This is a genomic window from Streptomyces inhibens (assembly GCF_022221585.1).
GTDB lineage: Bacteria > Actinomycetota > Actinomycetes > Streptomycetales > Streptomycetaceae > Streptomyces > Streptomyces inhibens.
Map to the genome: position 1 here is coordinate 171,459 of NZ_CP084681.1, position 16,890 is coordinate 188,348.

Annotated in this window: 13 protein-coding genes and 2 pseudogenes; 5 read left to right on the forward strand and 10 right to left on the reverse strand. The window is 70.0% G+C overall.

Annotated features, from left to right (window positions below; genetic code table 11):
• Positions 1–206: 206 nt before the first annotated feature.
• Both KI385_RS00830 and KI385_RS00835 read left to right on the forward strand, forming a co-directional pair.
• Positions 207–1,100, forward strand: a complete 894-nt coding sequence (locus tag KI385_RS00830; RefSeq protein WP_238570321.1) for a methyltransferase domain-containing protein — start codon at positions 207–209, stop codon at positions 1,098–1,100.
• Between the two features lie 271 nt (positions 1,101–1,371).
• Positions 1,372–1,647, forward strand: a complete 276-nt coding sequence (locus KI385_RS00835; RefSeq protein ID WP_238570322.1) for a transposase family protein — start codon at positions 1,372–1,374, stop codon at positions 1,645–1,647.
• A gap of 349 nt (positions 1,648–1,996) precedes the next feature.
• On the opposite strand, the gene KI385_RS00840 is transcribed toward KI385_RS00835, so the two are convergent.
• Complete coding sequence (locus KI385_RS00840; RefSeq protein ID WP_238570323.1) at positions 1,997–2,554, reverse strand: GNAT family N-acetyltransferase; 558 nt, start codon at positions 2,552–2,554, stop codon at positions 1,997–1,999.
• Between the two features lie 275 nt (positions 2,555–2,829).
• On the opposite strand from KI385_RS00840, the pseudogene KI385_RS00845 reads away from it, so the two are divergent.
• Positions 2,830–3,202: pseudogene (locus KI385_RS00845) on the forward strand (transposase family protein); the annotation flags it as partial.
• A 340-nt stretch (positions 3,203–3,542) separates the two neighbouring features.
• Positions 3,543–3,812: a hypothetical protein gene (locus KI385_RS00850; protein WP_238570324.1), complete on the forward strand. Its 270-nt coding sequence runs from the start codon at positions 3,543–3,545 to the stop codon at positions 3,810–3,812.
• Between the two features lie 279 nt (positions 3,813–4,091).
• On the opposite strand, the pseudogene KI385_RS00855 reads toward KI385_RS00850, so the two are convergent.
• From KI385_RS00855 to KI385_RS00895, 9 genes and pseudogenes are all read right to left on the reverse strand, one after another.
• A pseudogene (locus KI385_RS00855) lies at positions 4,092–4,740 on the reverse strand (transposase); the annotation flags it as partial.
• Positions 4,741–4,988: 248 nt separating this feature from the next.
• Entirely contained in the window at positions 4,989–6,389 is a 1,401-nt protein-coding gene (locus KI385_RS00860) for a carotenoid oxygenase family protein (RefSeq protein WP_238570325.1), read from the reverse strand.
• Positions 6,386–7,021, reverse strand: a complete 636-nt coding sequence (locus tag KI385_RS00865) for a TetR/AcrR family transcriptional regulator (protein ID WP_238570326.1) — start codon at positions 7,019–7,021, stop codon at positions 6,386–6,388. The genes KI385_RS00860 and KI385_RS00865 overlap by 4 nt, the downstream gene beginning before the upstream one ends.
• 233 nt (positions 7,022–7,254) lie before the next feature.
• The gene (locus tag KI385_RS00870; RefSeq protein ID WP_342593416.1) at positions 7,255–7,887 is read right to left on the reverse strand and encodes an erythromycin esterase family protein; all 633 of its coding nucleotides are present in this window, start codon (positions 7,885–7,887) and stop codon (positions 7,255–7,257) included.
• A gap of 234 nt (positions 7,888–8,121) precedes the next feature.
• Positions 8,122–9,927 carry an ATP-binding cassette domain-containing protein gene (locus KI385_RS00875; RefSeq protein ID WP_238570327.1) on the reverse strand — a complete coding sequence of 602 codons (1,806 nt, stop codon included), beginning with the start codon at positions 9,925–9,927 and terminating at the stop codon, positions 8,122–8,124.
• Positions 9,924–11,729, reverse strand: coding sequence for an ABC transporter ATP-binding protein (locus KI385_RS00880; RefSeq protein WP_238570328.1), 1,806 nt, complete (start codon positions 11,727–11,729; stop codon positions 9,924–9,926). Before KI385_RS00880 ends, KI385_RS00875 begins: the two co-directional genes overlap by 4 nt.
• A gap of 126 nt (positions 11,730–11,855) precedes the next feature.
• Entirely contained in the window at positions 11,856–11,984 is a 129-nt protein-coding gene (locus KI385_RS00885; RefSeq protein WP_238570329.1) for a SapB/AmfS family lanthipeptide, read from the reverse strand.
• 61 nt (positions 11,985–12,045) lie between these two features.
• The gene (gene lanKC, locus KI385_RS00890) at positions 12,046–14,646 is read right to left on the reverse strand and encodes a class III lanthionine synthetase LanKC (RefSeq protein ID WP_238570330.1); all 2,601 of its coding nucleotides are present in this window, start codon (positions 14,644–14,646) and stop codon (positions 12,046–12,048) included.
• 312 nt (positions 14,647–14,958) lie between these two features.
• Positions 14,959–15,450, reverse strand: coding sequence for a hypothetical protein (locus KI385_RS00895; protein ID WP_238570331.1), 492 nt, complete (start codon positions 15,448–15,450; stop codon positions 14,959–14,961).
• Positions 15,451–15,654: 204 nt separating this feature from the next.
• On the opposite strand from KI385_RS00895, the gene KI385_RS00900 reads away from it, so the two are divergent.
• A complete protein-coding gene (locus tag KI385_RS00900; protein WP_238570332.1) occupies positions 15,655–16,782 on the forward strand; it encodes a hypothetical protein in 1,128 nt (375 codons plus the stop codon).
• Positions 16,783–16,890: the final 108 nt, after the last annotated feature.

Below are 16,890 nucleotides of genomic sequence, written 5' to 3' on the forward strand. Positions count from 1 at the left end.
GAGGTCGAACCCGCCATAGCCGACAGTCCGGTCAGCGCGCTGTCCCGCGCCTGGTGCGCTGGCTGTGGGGGCCGAATACATGTACTCCTTCCGGCGCGTCACGGTGCAGAACCGTGCTGTAGGACGTGCGGGGTTCGCTGGCTGTGTGAGACATCCCTCTCCCGTCGTCGTGGCGCTGGTGGCCCGGGAAGGTTGACCATGTAGTCATGACCTCCTCGCCCCGCCCGCCGCACGTTGGTGGCCGACCAGATCCGATAGGCGGGACTACCGCGCTCGGTGGAGAGTCCGCTCCCGCCCGCGGGTACCTGCTGGACAACGCGCGCGCCGAGGCGGGCGAGCGATTCGTTTGGCTGGCCGAGCTGTTCGACGGTGTGACGCGCGGGCACTTCGATCGACTGGGGGTCAGGGCTGGCTCGCGCTGCTGGGAAGTGGGGGCCGGTGGCCCCAGAATCCCGGAGGCGCTCGCGGCGGCCGTCGGTCCGACCGGGCACGTGCTGGCCACGGACATCGCCCCGTCGTGGCTGAAGGCAGGCGACGGGTACGAGGTGCGCCAGCACGACGTCGCCGCTGATCCGCCCCCGGAGCCGGGGACGTTCGATCTGGTGCACGCCCGGCTCGTGCTGGTCCATGTACCCGACCGGGCTCGCGCGTTGGCCACGATGGCGGCAGCGCTACGGCCCGGCGGCTGGCTGCTGGTCGAGGACGCCGATACCGCTCTGCAGCCACTGGCATGCCTGGACGACAGCGGCCCTGCGCAGCGGCGGGCCAACCGGCTGCGCGACGCGGTCCGGGAGCTGCTGACGCGCCGCGGCGCGGACCTGCGCTACGGCCGGACACTGCCGCGGGCATTGCGTGAGGCCGGCTTGGTAGATGTCGCCGCGGCGGGCTCTTTCCCGGTCGGCGGGCTGGCCTGCGACCGGCTGGAGGCGGCGACCATCCGGCACGTGCGCGGCGAGCTGCTCGCGGCCGGCCTGGCCGACGACGCCGAGATCGACGCGCACCTGGCCGCCATCCACGCGGGCAAACTCGACCTGACACTCGCGCCGCTGATCTCGGCCTGGGGACGCCGTCCAGCCGAGCACCCTCCGGCACTCGGTTAGGTGCGGATCCAGGCGTTGTCCGACCTGCCCACAGCGCTGTTCGTCGAGGGAGGCCGGGCAGCTCGCGCAGGTGCGCGCTGCGCGTCACCGGAGCTGGGGCCAGCCCGCGCACGGGCTTCGAAGATCATGGAGTTCTCGACGCCCTGTGATCCGAGTGGAAGACCGTGCCTGCCGACGCATCATCCCCGATCCCGGCTGCTCTTGACCAACTCCGCGAGCAGCCCGAACCCCGCCCCGAGGAGATCCCGGGGCTGCTGAGCGGCTGGCTGAAGTGCCCGACCCGCGTGACCCGCGCGGAGTGCGCCACGCCCTGGCCGCCGTGCTCGCGCTGAGCGCGTGTGCCGTACTGACCGGAGCCACCTCACTGCTGGCGGTCGGCGAGTGGGTCGCCGACGCCCCGACCTGCGTGCTCGAACGCCTCGGTATCCGTTGTGATCCGCTGCTGAGGATCAGGAAACCGGTCTCGTCCACGTCCACGGTCAGCACGTCGCCGTCGGCACCGAGATTGCGCGAGGACCAGGGCGGGTGTGGCCGGCTTGCTCGGTGATCACGCATTCAAGGTCGCCGCGCGTTGGGCATCCGCCCCGCCTCCGCCCGCCTGCCTGCCTGCCTGCCTGCCTGCCTGCCGCGGTCAGCCGTTCCAGGACAGCGGTCAGCACAAGGTCATTCTCGGCGACCGCCTGCACTGCCGCAAAGACATGGCGGGTAAGCGGTTCCCCTTCGGGAGCGCGGAGTACCAGGGCGGGCCGGTGCAGCGGCTGCACCAGACGCGGCACGAGCGCGACGCCCGCCCCTGGCATCCACCCGAGGCGGACGCCCCCTCCTCACCGCAGCGTGACCGCCGAACCGGCGAACCTTCCCGGTCACATCACCAAGGGGCGAATGCGAGAGTCCCCCTAACGGGTGCTGTGCGCGGAACGCCACTCGGGTGCGAGCACCGACCAGACCTCGGTGTTCTGCCGTACGCCCCGGTAGGGGGAGTTCTCGCGCAGGACCCCGTCGCAGCGCATGCCGAGCCGCTTGGCCACATTGATGCTCGAAGTGTTCTCGGAGGACACCAGCCACTCCACACGGTGCATTCCGCGTTCCTGGACCGCCCAGTCGATGATGACGCATGCCGCGCGGGTCACCAGACCGCGTCCGGCAGCGGCCGGTTCCAGCCAACAGCCGGCCTCGCAGTTGCCCGCAGCTGCGTCGAAGACCCTGAAGAGGACGCCGCCGACGAGGAGTCCGTCGAGCCAGATGCCGTAGAGCCGGCCGGTGTCGGCAGCGGTCTTGTCGGCGTACGACTGGAGCCAGCTCCGCGCGGAGTCGAGGTCGGCTGCGACGTCGGGGAGCCCGACGTGCTGGCCTATGTATTCGCGGCCGCGGTCCATGTGGGCGAGGAATTCCTCGGCCTGCCAGGGCTCCAGTGGGCGCAGCTCAGCCCCTTCACCCAGCGATATCGCGAACATTCTCGTCCTCCATGGTGGCCGTGCACGGTCCCTGGATCTTCGCACGGCCATCTGCGCGTTCGGGGGCAGTCCCAGACGCTCACCCGCCCGCTTTCGAAATGCCGCGTTGCCCTCGATTCCCGGTGCGGAAATTCCACTGAGGCCGGCGCCGGGTCGGTCAGCGGGTGGGAAATGGAATCGGACGGCTCGGTCGCCCCACCAGGGAATCGAGCCTGGACAATCGACGAAGCCTGCATCGATCGAAAATACCGGGCGAGCACCGGAAGGGCAGGCGAGCACCGCAGCTGATCCCGGTTCTGGACCGCATCCGGCCACCCCGCCCGGCCGGAGAGCACCCACGGACCCGACCGGACCACCTGTGCGATAACAAGGCGTACAGCTCCCGCCGCAACCGGCAACATCTGCAACGACGCCAGATCCGACACACGGTTCCCGAGCGCAGGGATCAGCGGGCCCACCGCCAGCGGCGTGGGATCAGGGCGGCCCACCGGCCGGGTTCGGCCAGCCGCGAAACGCTCGCAGGAACGAAGCCGAGCGGACAATCAGCCTGCTCAAGACCTTCCGAGCGATAGCGACCCGCTTCGACAAGCGTGCCTACACATTTCACGGCACCGTCGCCGTTGCCGCCCCCGGCTCTGGCTCCGTCCATATCCACCGGACAGTCGATACCCGCCGGGCAGCCTTTACCCGCCGGGCAGTCCTTGGGGCGTGTCCTGGGCGGCCCGCCGGGCGGCCCCGCACCGTGGCCAGGCCTGTGCGGAGAGCAATGTTTGACCTTCCCGGGGCGCCGTGCCTACGCTCGAAAGCGACGTCTGATTGAGGTTGCATTGAGATTGCAACTATGTCAGCGAAGCAGGTCGGAGTCCTGCGAAGTCGCCCCGGTGCGCCAGGGCCTCGCGCGTTCCCGGCGCACAGCGGTGAGGCCAGGAGAACTCCATATTGATACGCCGATAAATCGGCAACGCATCAACCCCGAGAGGGGACGATCATGCGCGCGAAGACCAGGACGCACCGCATCGTCGCAGCGCTGTGCGCAGTGCCCTTCCTTGTGCTGGCCGGGGCCGGCGCCGCAAGCGCAGCTCCCGCCGCCACACCGGCAGCCGCACCTTCCAGCGCCTGGAGCTGCAACGACTGGAACCGAGGCTCGGACTGCTTCGACGGCGGTTATGGGGGCTACAGCCACTACGGCTTCGACGACTACGGATTCGGCTACGGCTACGGCAACTACGGAATCGCCGTTGTTGTCCTCTACGGCTGATCATCCGGCCGCGAGCCTCCCGAAGAACTCCTACCGCAGGGGGCCTGCCCTCACGGGCCGGCCCCCTGCCGCTGCGCCGCCCCGGCCGAACGGACGCCGAGCGCCGAGCAGGGGTGTGCGGACACCTCACGGGCTTGTCGCGGATGCAGTCCTTGAGGAACGATCCGATGTCGCACGCGAGTTGCGGACGGAGGAGACCAATGGTCTTCGCCGTAGGGGGTGTCCGGTGAGTCGCCAACGTCCCATCGGACAGCCCCTGGATGAGTGAGTCCGATGTCGTCAGTGGTCGTATGCGATCAGTGATCGCTTGACGGGGGCGTTGGTGGTCCAGTTGTGCCAGATGCCGGCTGCGAGGGCCAGGAGGCGTTGGGCGGGGCGAGCGAAGACACCAGCAGGTGTTCGGCCCCGTGTTGTTCCAGGCTGAGCTGGCCTTTGAGGGTGTCGAAGACGGCCTCGATCCACTGGCGGACTTGGGCCAGGCGTCCGTTTCGTACAGGCTCGTTCCTCAGGCCCGGCCGCACCAGATGGACGCGCAGGCGCTCGGCGAGGAATGCCTCGAACTCCCGGCGGCGAAGCCCTTGTCCGCGAGGATCACCTGGCCGGAATGGACGAGGTGGCGGTCGCGTTCCAGCAGTGGGGTCATCACCTCTCGTTCGCCGAGCCCTGGGTGGGCCAGGCACCATGTGACAGGCATGCCCTCGGCTGTTGTCACCAGGTAGAGCCGGAATCCCCAGAAGTAGCGGGAATGGCTGCGGCAGTAGCCATAGCCTGCGTGGCCGGCCAGGTCGGAGCGTTTGACTGTTTCCCGGGAGGCGGCGCAGGGCAGTGGGGTGGAGTCGCTCAGCCGTAGGTTGTCGTGCCAGGTGGGCACTTGCTTGGCGCCCTTCGCCGTGGTCGCGACCAGCACAAACATCGGACTCATTCGTCTAGGCCCCCAGGGCCGGGGCAGGCAGCGCCCTGAAGCGTCCTGCACCCCTGACCACCGAGCACTGAGCATGACCGCTGAGCAGGTGCAGCCTTGTCGCCGCCGTCACGTACGTGGGCGGGTACGCGGGCAGGTCCGCCCCAGGCGACGACGCGGCCTCATCCGGCAACTACAAGCGGCTCCCAGACGACCTACAACCCCTCGTTCCGGGCGCTACGGCCAGGCCAGGCAGCCCGGTCGACGGTCCCCGTTCACCGGTCTTCCCCCGGAACCCAGCTCCCGTGCAGACCCAACGGCACCCGCACCGGCAGGTGGATCCGGGCGATCGGTTCGCCGCTGAAGTCCTGTGCCGGGAGGATCACCAGGTCGGATGCGGACCGCTCCGGGTTGAAGACGTACGCCATGACGTACCCGTCATCCTCCGCCGCCGGCGACTCCGCCGCGACGAACACCCCCTCCCCCACGGCCGCGTCCCGCCCGAACTCGTGCGCTTCCGTCGTTCCCCTGCTCAGATCGTGTTTGAGCAGCGCATTGCTGAACCCCTCGTCCGGCCGGTCGTCTTCCGGGCCGGTGGGCGGGGCGTAGAGCTCGACCGCTGCGGCGTAGCCGTACCGGTAAGGTCGGCCCGTATAGCGGGAGTTGAGGCGGGGGAATTCCTGGACCCGGTCATCGAGGCGTTCTTCCCGGACCGTCCCCGCCGTCAGGTCGATCGTCCACCGGTCCAGTGTGGGCCGGCTGGACCCGACGTCCCTGATGTCGAACCCTTCGGGATGCCGGATCACGTCGACGACGATGTCACAACCGCCCGTGCCCGACCCGCGCAGGTCCTCGTGCGGCCTCTCGTACGCGTTGAGGGTGTGCCCCACCAGGCTCGGTGTGAGCCCGAACCAGCGCACCTCGCCACCCTCGCGCGGCAGTACCCCCACGCGCGCCCCACGGCGGTCATCCCAGGTGAACGGCACCCCGGTGGACAGATGCGCGGGGCTGAACACCACGGGTGAGTCGAAGAGCAGCACGTAGTGGTCGGTCAGCGCGAAATCGTGCATGTACGGGTTACCGGGGACCGGGATGGTGGTGGTCCGCCGCACCGTGCCGGAGTCGTTCATCACGATGTGCTGGACGTTGTCGGAGCCGTAGCGGAAGGCGAGCGAGTGCAGTTCGCGGGTGCGCGGGTCGAAGAGGGAGTGGGCGTTGGCGCTGTACCCCTCCGGGGTCGCCCCTAAGGCGCAGGGCCCCACCGTCTCCAGCTCGTAGGTGAGTTCGTAGGGGCGGATGCCGCCCTCGATGAGTGCGAAGGTACTGCCCGCGAAGCCCACGACCTGCACGTTCGGCGAGATGTCCAACTGTTCGTCGATCGGGGTGCCGCGGCGCGGCTCGCCGAGGTGGTCGGCGACCGTGCCGGAACGAACCCAGCGGTTGCGGTACCACTCGGCGCGCCCGTCCCGTATGCGCACCCCGTGGACCATGCCCGCGCCGAGGGTCCAGATGTGCGCGGCGGCGTCCTCGATGCCCAGTGGGTTGGGGCCGTTGCGGAGATAGCGGCCGTTGAGATGGGTCGGAATCCGCCCGGTCACGGGCAGGTCGTAGGCGGTGACTTCCTCGGTGACCGGGGCGAAATTCCCCGACAGGTAGCGGTTGCGCGTGGTGGTCATGTTCCTTGCCCTTCGTTCTTCGACTCGTGCTGGGTGCTGAACGCCCGTGCCACGGCCGCCATCAGCGCGTCATAGCGCCGACCACCGTCCTCCGGCGTGAAATGTCCGGCGATCTCCAAACTCACCGCGCCGTGCGATGCCGCCCAGAAGATCTTTGACACCTCACGGGCATCGCCCGGCTGGAAGACCCCGGCCTCCATGCAGGCGGCCACGGCGGCGGCCGAGGTGTCGAAGGCGGTCTCGGCGATGGCGAGGGCCTCCGCGCTAGGCCGGAAGCCCGGTACGGTCTGCTCGAACATGACCCGGTAGTAGGCCGGTTCGGCGAGCGCGTGCTCCCGATAGGCCGCCCCGAGATGGGTAAGGTGCGTCAACGGGTCTTCCGTACGAGGTACTTGTTCCTGAACCCGGCGCAGCCGCGCGAAGCCCTCCCGGTACAGCGCATCGATCAGCCCTTCCTTGCCGCCGAACATGGTGTAGAGGACCTTGGTCGAGGAGCCGATGTCGGTGGCGATCCGCCGCATGGTCAATGCGGCGGGCCCGTCCGTGACCAGCAGGTTGATGGCGCAATCGAGGATCGTGGTGCGCACGGCGTCCTGGCCGGCGCGTAGCGCGTCTTGATAGAGCGTGCTCATGAGCAACACTGTAGCGCAACGGAAACAGTGTTACCGCCGCGCGCCTGGTCGGCCGCGGTTGGTAAAGACCTCGCAGGTTCGGGCTTCGGCAATGTCCCCACGACCGGTGGGCCCGTACAGCCATCCCGTACGGCCATCCCCTACAGGCCGGTGCGGCGATGGGCCCCTGGCGGTAAGGGGCCAACTCGGCCAAGTCCGCGCTGAGCGTGGTGCGCGGGACGCTCACCACCGCGTCATAGACGTCCGAGGGCAGGCACCGGCAGGAAGCCGTCGTCCATGCGGATGCGGGTCGGCTCCGGCAGACCGTGTCGTGGGGCGTGCGTGCGCAGTGCGCGGGTCTCGACCATCGCCGGCGCTTCCGGCACGCCCACGAACAGGGCCTCCACGCTGTCAGGCGGTGCCTGAGGAGCATCTGCAGCGGACTGGCGCATCCCCGCCAGGTGCGCCGGGTCCGGTACGTTCGTCACGGTCCGGCCACCGTCGCTGGTCAACGCCACCGACACATACTCCGCTCCCAACTCCTTGACGAGCGGGTGCCCCATGGGCACCCGAGCAAGGGAGCCACCCTCAGGGTTGACGGTGCGGTTGACGGTGCGCTGGATATGGGCGTTGTGAGCAGTGACCACGATCCGGGTGTCGGGCGCAGACCGGTCGAGCAGTTGCAGCACGCTGTCGGCCAAGTGGCGGTCACGGGCGCCGAGGTCGGCGGCGTCCGGTGTGGTCATAGACCGGGACCAAGCCCGAACCACCCGCGAACGACTCCGACAACTCCAATGCGGTTCAGAAGGGCGTCCAGGTTTGTCGGCACACACGAGCCAACGGGCGCCCTTCGCCATAGTCGCGGCCGGCACAAACATCGGTCTCATTCATCCAGTGCTGTGGCCGCACAGGTTCGCCAGGTTGGGGCCGCTGGTCGAGTGCTGGCCGTCTGCATGACGAAGTCCTCGTCGTCAAGGCTGAGCAGGCGCGGACGGCCTCCCATCCACTCGCGTACATGGACAGGCTCCCCCACCACCGCGCCTCCAGCGGTCGGGGAGGTCATCACCGCACATCCGGCACCGCTGCTACCACCGCCCCGGCGAACTTATGCGGTCACAGGACTAGCCGCGTCCCAGTGCCTGTGGCTGCCAGCTTCCTGCCAGGTCGCGATAGAGCGGCGAGCGTGCGAGCAGCTCGTCGTGGGTGCCGCAGGTGGCTCGGGTGCCGTCGAGCAGCAGGATGCGGTCGGCTCGGCGGGCCGAGGTGATGCGGTGTGCCACGATGATCAGGGTGCCGGGGCGGTCGGCGAAGGCGCGCTCGGCCCGCAGTTCGGCTGCCGGGTCGAGGTGGCAGGTTGCTTCGTCGAGGAGGATGAGCGGGGCGGGAGACAGGTGGGCCCGGCCCAGCGCGATGAGCTGGCGCTCGCCCTGTGACAGTGAGCCCGGGGCGATGCGCGCGTCGAAGCCGCCGAGCCTGTGGACCAGCGGGCCCAGACCGACGGCTTCGGACGATGATTCCAGCGCCGATGTGGATGCGCCGTCGGGGCACAGGTAGAGCAGGTTCTCGCGGAGCGTGCCGGAGAAGACGTAGGCCTGTTGCGGGATGAGCACCCGCTGGAGGGACGGATCGGGTCCGGACGGGGCGCGGACGGGACGGCCGTCGATGCGTATCTCGCCGTGGTCCGGTGCGAGGAGGCCTGCGATCAGAGCGGTCAGGGTCGACTTTCCGATGCCGCTCGGGCCCACCGCGACGAGGTGCTCGCCCGGTTGGACGGTCAAGTCGAGGTCGTGCAGTACGGGTTGGGCGCCGGGACCGTAGGCGAAGGTCACCGCGCGCAGTTCGACGCGGGGGCCGTTGGGCGGGGTGGGGGCGATGGGTGCCGGTGCGGGTGCGGGTGCGGGTGCCAGTGTGGTGGGGGTGGTGGGGGTGGTGGTCGGCGCGGAGTGGGAGGTGGTCGCCGGCTCGTGGCCGAAGTCGGTTGTGAGTCGGTCCAGGACCACGAGCAGCCGGGTGCCGGCGGATCCGAGCGCGTTCATCAGGGTGTGGAGGGCGGGGAGCAGTGACTGGGTCAGATAGGTCAGTGCGCCCAGCACGACGCCGGCGGTGATTCCTTGCCGGAGCAGCCAGGGCGCGGTGACCAGCAACAGCAGGATCGGCAGTTGGCCTGCCAGGCCGAGCGCGAGACAACGGACGGCGGCCCAGCCCGCCAGGTGGCGTGCCGCTCGTGCCTCGTCCTCGATCAGGCCGTACGCCCGCGCCGCGGTCTGCTCCTGCGCACCACAGGCCACCACATCGCGCAGTCCCTCTGCGACGGCACCGAACCGCGTCGACAGGGCCTCGTCCGCCTCCAGGAAGGTGCGCTGGCGGGCCGCCATCGGCCGGAGCGTGGCCAGAAAGAGCAGCAGCCCGGCGACGAGTGGGGGCACGACGATCAGCAGCAACTGCGGTGCCAGGGAAAGGAGTCCGAGCAGTGCTCCGGCGGCGGTGAAGAGGAAGGAACGGGCGACCAGGACGAGTCCGGCGAAGCTGTCTCTGGCGATCTCCGTCTGGTTGGTCAGCCGCGAGACCACGGCGCTGTCCGCCGCGTGAGCCGGTTTCGCCACCGCCTGCGTCAGTGACCGCGCGACCACTTGCCGTACCAGACTGTCGCGCAGCGGCTCGACGAGGTCGGCCAGCCCGCGGAAGACTCCCCGGCCGGCCAGCCCGCCGATAACGACGGCCAGTGCGGTGACGGCGAGCCAGGCCAGGCCGATGCCGGTATGGCCGGTCAGGAAGCCGTCGTCGAGGGCCTTGGCCACCCCGTAGCCGCCGAGGAAGGTGTGCGCGGACTCCAGCAGTGACCAGCCGGCCAGAAGCAGCAGTACGCGGGTACGGCGGCGCAGAAAGCGCATCGCCCGGGGCACGAGTCGTGCCGTTGACGTCTTCATGAGGCGGCCCGGGTGTCCTCGTCGCCGCTATGGGCGAACACCGCTCGGTAGTCGGGGTCCGCCCAGAGACGGTCGTGGGGGGCCACCGCGCGGATCCGGCCGTGCTCCATCCACGCGACCAGATCGGCGCGGGCGGCGGAGGAGACACGATGGGCGATCAGCAACCTGCTGCCCGTGCGAACGTCGTGCACCAGCGCCCGGCTGACGTGGAGTTCGGTGACGCTGTCCAGGCTGGAGGTGGCGTCATCGAGCACGAGCAGACGGCCGGCGTGGGCGAACGCCCTTGCCAGGCCCAGGCGTTGTACCTCTCCTCCCGAGAGCGGGGCCCGGGTGAGCGGTGCGGCGCATCCGTCCGGCAGGAGCCTGAGGAAAGAGTCCGCGCCGGCCGCGCGGGAGGCGGCCTCGATCTCGTGGGCCGGGGGCTCGTAGGGACCGAAGCCGATGGCTTCCCCGACGGTTTCGCCGAACAGGACCGGCCGTTCGAAGGCGTAGCCGATCTCGCGGCGCAGCTGGGCCGGATCGGCCTCGCTCAGCGGTACGCCGTCCAGCAGCACCTGCCCGCTATCGGGGTCGGTCAGCCGGCCGGCGACGGCGGCGAGCAGCGACTTGCCCGCCCCGGAGTGCCCGACGACAGCCATCGTCACTCCCCCGGGCACCACCAGGTCGACACCACGCAGCACGGCGGCGCCGCCTCGTACAACGGTGACCGCACGCAGTTCGAGCCGACCACGGCCGTCGGCGGGCAGCGGGCGGGAGCCGTGCGGCACCGGGGGCAGGGCGAGCAGTTCGCCGGTGCGGTGGGCCGCGGCGCGGCTGCGCACCAGGGCGTTGAGCTGGCCGACCACCCCGCCCAGACCGGCGGTGAGGGCGGCGTACCGGGAAGCCGCCAGCAGCTCGCCGACGGTCAGGCTGCCGTGCGCCAGTCGTATCCCGCCGACGGCGAGGACCGCGGTGGTCAGCAGCGGCACCAGGATGCTGCTGCTGACCACGGCGCGTCCGTAGATCTGCCACATGTGCCGTCCCTGCGCGCCCAGTTCGCGCAGCGGCGTGAGGACGCGGGTGCGCTCGCGGCGCTCGGTGCCCGCTGCGGCGATCGTCCGGGCGCCGCCGAGCGCCTCGACGAGCCGGGTGGCGATATCCGCCTGCACCCGCTGATAGCGCCGGACGCTGTCGGAGGAGCCGCGGGCGAAGGTGCGCAGCAGCCAGGTCAGGAGCGGTAGCCCGGCGAGGAACACGGCGGCGAGCCAGATGTCGGTGAGCGCCAGGGCGATCAGGGCGCCGATCGGGGTGATGAGCGCGGCGAGGCCGGTGGCCACGGTGGTGGGTGCGGTGCCGGCGTCGGCGGCGTTCCCGGTGAGCCGGGTGACCAGGTCGCCGGGGGTGAAGTGGTCGGCGACGCGATGCGGCGCGAGGGACATCAGGTGGTCGATGCCGCGTCGGCGGAGCCACGCGGTACTGCGGGCGGTCGTGACGCCGCCGGTCAGAGCCACCAGGGCGTCGAGGAGCACTTCCGCGATCAGCAGTACGGCACACAGCGCGATGGCGGCCTGGCCGCCCGGCCGCGAGTCGAGTACGAGATCGAGGGTGTGGCCGAGTACGGCGGGCAGAGCGACCGCGGCGCCGGCGGACGCCACGCTGAAGAGGCAGGCGGCGGTGGTGAGTACCGAGCTGTGCCGGAGGGCTCCGGTCAGGACGGGGCCGAGGGCGGCGTCCGGCCCGCGCCGGGTGGCCGAGGGCCGTGGGGGCGAGGCCGGCAGGGACGCAGGTGGCGGGGACGAGGAGGGCCCGGGTGTACGAGACATGCGGGTAGGGACCTCGCCTCCAGGGGATGGGTACGGGCACGGGCGGCAGGCCCCGGGCGGTGTTGCCACCCGGGGCTCGCCGTGACCTTCTCGCTACGGAAGCCGAGGCTCCGCGGCAACGAGGAGTCAGTTACAGGTGGTGACGCTCAGGCTGCTGTCGCCGCAGAGCAGCAGGCTCGCGCGGCTGCCGGTGTGGAGCTCCTCGGTGGCCTCGGCCTTGGGGGTTTCCATCGTCTGCAGGTCGAGAAGGGTCATGGTGGTTCCTCTCATCAATGGGGACGGGGTGTTTCATGATCGGCCCCGGCTGGGGCCGGCTTCAGGGCCGCCGTGGCGGCGGGAGGAAGGGCAGGTGCACGGGTATCTCGTGCAGCGCGCTGCCCAGGGCGAGCAGGCATCCGGCGGTGCCGGTGCTCAGGTCCATGGAGAGACGCATCATCTGCTCCCCGGCGAAGGCCAGATGCCCGCGGTACGGGATGGCGCCCCAGGACAGGGAGTCGATCTGGCGGCGTAGGTCGGCGGCGAAGGTGCCGGGGCCGCCTGCCGTGGTGCGGCTGAGGTGGAGCACCATGCCCGCCGCACCGCGGAACAGGCCGGGCTGGGCATAGAACTTGGCCTGGGCGGCCTGCACGATCTCGCCCCGCGCCCGTTCGAACTCGGCGTCCGGACGATGGGCGAGATAGTCGTCGAGCACCATGCCGATCCCGACGCTGCCGGCGCCGAGGTAGGGCATGGTCCGCCAGCCCTCGTTGACCTGGAGGGCGCCCCCCGCGCCGCGTACGCAACGCGCCAGGTCCCGGCGCAGGGCGTCGGCGGCCAGATCGAGCAGTGCCGGGTCGTCGGTGCGCTCGTACAGGCGCAGGAAGAGCAGTGCCGCTCCGCTGTCGCCGTGCAGCAGCCCGGCGCGGGTGGTGGCGCCGCCAGCTGCTGCTGGCGCGCCGGCCTGGAGTTTGTCGGCCACCAGCTGGGCACAGTGCAGGGCACGATCTCCGAGGGAGCGCTCGCCGGTGGAACCGGCCAGGGAGTCGAGCGCCAGGCCGAGGCCGGCCAGTCCGCTGTGCAGATCCGGGGCGATGTCCTGCCAGCTCTGCGCGGTGAGGGTGTCGATGAGATCCAGGGCCCGATCCCGGTGTCCGAGCCGGTCCAGGACCCAGGCGACGCCGGAGAGTCCGTCGTAGAAGCCGAGCGGGCTGCCGGACGCGGGGGTCTTTGTCCTCTGCAGAAGCCACTCCTCCGCCTCCGGGCAACGCTCCGCTCCGGTTTCGGCCAGGGCGTAGAGCACGCCGGCTGCCCCGTAGGCGAAGCAGGTGCCGCCGCCTGCCGTGGCGAACTGGGCGATGTCACCGGGGAAGAAGCGGTCCTCCCGGTCAGGAGTGGCCGAGGCGAGGATGGCGCGGACCATGGAATCGCGGCTGTGTGGCCAGTCGCCGAGGGACACGGGTAAGTAGTCCGCTCCCCCGCGCCGGTCCGGGTGCTCAGGTGCGCTCGTGGGCCGATGGCCCCGCAGGATCTCGGTCACCGCTTCATCGAGGTAGTCGCGGGGCACCGGGAACTGTTCCGCGGCGATCTGTGCCAGGTGTGCCGCCTTGCCGCGGTCCACGGCGAACAGGCTGGTGAGCGGGAGGAACAGCGCCAGACGCAGGCAGGCGAGGGCGTAGTGGTCGACATCGAAGCCCCGGCGGTCCGCGGGGGCGACGAAGCCCGGGTTGGCGATCACCTGGCGGCTGGATTCGTCATCGACGGCGGCGGCTTCGAAGTCCAGGAGCACGACGGAGGATTCGTCCTCGGACATCATGATGTTGAAGAGGTGCAGGTCGTTGAAGACCACGCCCCGTGAGTGGATCGCCTTCACCGCGTCCGCCACCAGCTCGTGGACGCGCATGGCCCACTCGGTGTACTCCGCGAGGCGCTGGGGACTCGGGTCGGCCTCGATCAGCGGGTGGCGGTGGGCGAAGAAGCTGTTCAACGGCCGGCCCTCGATGAACTCCAGCACCAGGAAGGTGTGGTCGCCGAGGGTGAACCAGTCGTGTACCTCAGGGGCGCAGCCGAGCCCGGACAGCCGTTTCAGGGCGTCCCGCTCACGCGCCAGCCGGGCCACTGCGTCCGCTTCATCCGCCGCCAGACCGGCGTGCGGACGCGCCTCCTTGAGCACCACCCGCTGACCGGTGCGCAGATCCCGGCCGACGTAGACACCGCCGCCGTTGGAGAAGTGCAGCGCCTGCTCGATCGCGTACGGCAGCTCGGTGACGGTGGTCGCGGAGCGGGCGGCGAGGTGCGGCTCCAGGAACTCCGGGAGGGTGACCCACTCCGGGACACGGAAGGCGGGTTCCCTGCGGTCTGGGACCAGCTGACCGCGGTCGTCCTCGATGGCGGGGCGGAGTTCGCCCTTGTCGTCGTAGCAGTGCCGCTCGGTGAAGCTGCCGTAGCGCAGGTACACCGGACCGGCGCCCCAGCGCAGATCGCTGAGGATGTACGGGCCCGGTTCGCCGGTGAGCAGCTCGTCCAGCTCCTCGGCGATGATGCGACATCGCTCCTCGTCGGGCGGGTAGACCGTGATGAACTTTCCGCTGGCGCCGCGATCGGCGTACTTGGCGTTGCGGATGTGCAGCAGATAGCGGCTGGGCATGCACTTGAAGGCCACCGAGCGCGGCACGCAGTACTCCCAGACCTTCGCCAGCACCTGCTCGGCGTTGTCCAGGCAGGCGGAGATATGGATCTTCCAGCCCTGGCTGGGGAGTTCACGGTCCAGGGGACGGAACGCCAGCCAGTCACCGGAGCGGTGGCGCTGCCAGCCCTCCGGCAGATCCCGGCTGAGCGTCGCGTACGGCGCGCCACGGCCCTTGCCGCTCGTCGGCAGCCGATGGGGAGCGTCGTAGAACTGCCGGTCTGCGTCGCAGAAGACGGCATAACCCTTGTTCATCCCACTCCCTCGGCTGGTGACACCACGACGCTGTCACGCCAGCGGGGCCGGAAACAGTCATGACTGTCACGAGGAACCCGTGAGAAACGCATGTTTGCCGAGTAGGTGAGCGAGTAACCGGGGCCGCCGTCGATCAGTGCCCTGTCGCCATCCGGTCATTCCCTGACTGAGCCGGAGGGTGGCTGAGGAGTACGGCAGCGCAAGGCGACCCCCATGGGAGCGGCGTGCGTACGCAGGCCTCCCTCAGAGCGGCAAGTGCAACGGACTCTGGCCCCGCCGCCAACAAGCACTCGGCGCTGAGGGGGCGGTGGCTCAGCTTGTTCCTTGACCTTGGCGGGCGTCAGGGCAGTCCGTCTCGACCCAAGTGGCGGTGATATCACGACAGGTGATCATCAGGGTTCCGGGTCGGAAGGCCATCTCGTGAGAGCAGCCGTGGTCGTGCGGGAGGATTTCGTCCAGGATCACAGTTTCGAGATCGGACCAGGAAGTACCGTCCGGCGTCTCGATCCGGACGTCGACGACCCCCGTCCAGCGGATCACCAGGTCTTCATCGTGCTTCCAGCAGTTGTGCCGGAAGCAGGCCTCGATGTCCTGTCCGTCGTTGCCGAGAAAGCTCACCTGCTGCAGCGTCAGGTCCTTGACGCACCGCTTCCCGCTGAAGCTGTAGTGATGCGGGTCGGTGGCGAAGGCCAGAGCCCCGGGAGGCAGGCTCCCGCTGAGCTCGGGCAGCCGGCCCAGGTAGTGGGTGGGGTCGATGACTCCGGTCAGGCCGCCGACCTGCGCGTCGAGATCGACGTACTTCATCACACACTCCTGGCTGTCCCTCGCTGCAAGATCAACGGGTGTCATCGTGGCATACCTCGCCACCATGGTGCCCGGGCATTTCCGCTCCGTGAGCACTGACCTCGGCCGGCCTGCGGACCCGCATCGTTGCGACGGCAAGGGCAGTCGGTATGGCGATTGGCCGGTCAGAAGGGGCGCCCGAAGCAGCAGTGCCAGGATGCCGAGATGAACGTGACACTGTGGGCCGCGGGAGACTTGCTGGGTACCGAGCTGTCGGACCCGGTCGATCTGGGTGGCAGCGAGGGCAACACCGTGCTCCGCTGCCGGACGGCAGCCGGCGGCAGCGTGATCGTCAAAGCGTTCACCAATGAGCCTGAGGGACTTCGCTCCTTCACCTCTGAGGCGGCCGGGCTCTCGCTTCAGCTGGCCGGTCCTGCGCTGCTCGGCGTGGACGCCTCGGTACCGCTGCTGGTGATGGAGGATCTCGGAGGTGCGCCGACGCTGGCGGACGTACTGCTCGGGGACGATCCGAAGGCCGCACAGGAGGGATTGCTGGCCTGGGGCCGCGGGCTCGGAGAATTGGCCGCCGCATCGGTGCACAGGCGCGCCGACCTCGCGCAGCTGCGGACCCAGTACGACAAGGGCATGGTGTCCTGGGAGGACGAGCCGTGGATCGAGCGGAACGCCACCGACCTGCTCGCATTGCTCGCCGGCGCCGGAATCGCGGTGCCGCGGGATCTGGCCGGAGAGTTGGCCCGGATCGGGACGGTGGGCGGCGAGGAGTACCCAGCGTTCACTCCGGGCGACACCTGCCCTTACAACGCACTTCTCACCCCGGACGGGTTGCAGCTGGTCGACTTCGAATCCGCCCGCTTCCAGTCGGTCTTCCTGACGGCCGCGTACTGCCGGATGCCGTTCGCCAACTGCTGGGGTGTCTTCAGCCTGCCGGCCTGGTTGGCGGAGGAGATCGAGCAGGCCTTTCGCGCGGGGGTCGTGGCGGCGTATCCGGCGCTGGGTGAGGATGCGGTGTGGGAGGCCGGGATGCGGCGGGCGATCGCGGTCTGGACGGTCGACGCGACGGTGTGTCTCCTGCCGCACACCGGGGAGGACGGGCCGCTTCACCCGGCTTTACGGTCGGTCCCGACAAGACGGCAGGTGCTGAGGTATCGCTGGGAGTCGGCGAGCGCGCTGGAGGATTTTCCGGCACTCGCGGAGACGATGCGGCTGCTGCTGCGGGAGGTTGCCGGCAGATGGGACGTGGGCGCGCTGCCGAGGTATCCCGCCTTCGCGGATCACGACTGTGACCGGCGGGCGGACGGGCGATGGTCGGACGGAGTGACCGGCATCCGGTGAGACGGCCGGCCGGTGGCGCCCGCTGCCGGGCCGCAGGCGGTGGGCGGTAGGCGGTAGGCGGTAGGCGGTAGGCGGTAGCGCATGATGGCCGAGTTCGACGCAGGTCAC

Bases quoted from the DNA above. Each gene is read 5' to 3' on its own strand.
- KI385_RS00860 (WP_238570325.1), bottom strand. From the start codon at position 6,389: ATGACCACCACGCGCAACCGCTACCTGTCGGGGAATTTCGCCCCGGTC.
- KI385_RS00850 (WP_238570324.1), top strand. From the start codon at position 3,543: ATGCGCGCGAAGACCAGGACGCACCGCATCGTCGCAGCGCTGTGCGCA.
- KI385_RS00870 (WP_342593416.1), bottom strand. From the start codon at position 7,887: ATGAGACCGATGTTTGTGCCGGCCGCGACTATGGCGAAGGGCGCCCGT.
- KI385_RS00865 (WP_238570326.1), bottom strand. From the start codon at position 7,021: ATGAGCACGCTCTATCAAGACGCGCTACGCGCCGGCCAGGACGCCGTG.
- lanKC (WP_238570330.1), bottom strand. From the start codon at position 14,646: ATGAACAAGGGTTATGCCGTCTTCTGCGACGCAGACCGGCAGTTCTAC.
- KI385_RS00830 (WP_238570321.1), top strand. From the start codon at position 207: ATGACCTCCTCGCCCCGCCCGCCGCACGTTGGTGGCCGACCAGATCCG.
- KI385_RS00895 (WP_238570331.1), bottom strand. From the start codon at position 15,450: ATGAAGTACGTCGATCTCGACGCGCAGGTCGGCGGCCTGACCGGAGTC.
- KI385_RS00840 (WP_238570323.1), bottom strand. From the start codon at position 2,554: ATGTTCGCGATATCGCTGGGTGAAGGGGCTGAGCTGCGCCCACTGGAG.
- KI385_RS00885 (WP_238570329.1), bottom strand. From the start codon at position 11,984: ATGACCCTTCTCGACCTGCAGACGATGGAAACCCCCAAGGCCGAGGCC.
- KI385_RS00875 (WP_238570327.1), bottom strand. From the start codon at position 9,927: ATGAAGACGTCAACGGCACGACTCGTGCCCCGGGCGATGCGCTTTCTG.
- KI385_RS00880 (WP_238570328.1), bottom strand. From the start codon at position 11,729: ATGTCTCGTACACCCGGGCCCTCCTCGTCCCCGCCACCTGCGTCCCTG.
- KI385_RS00900 (WP_238570332.1), top strand. From the start codon at position 15,655: ATGAACGTGACACTGTGGGCCGCGGGAGACTTGCTGGGTACCGAGCTG.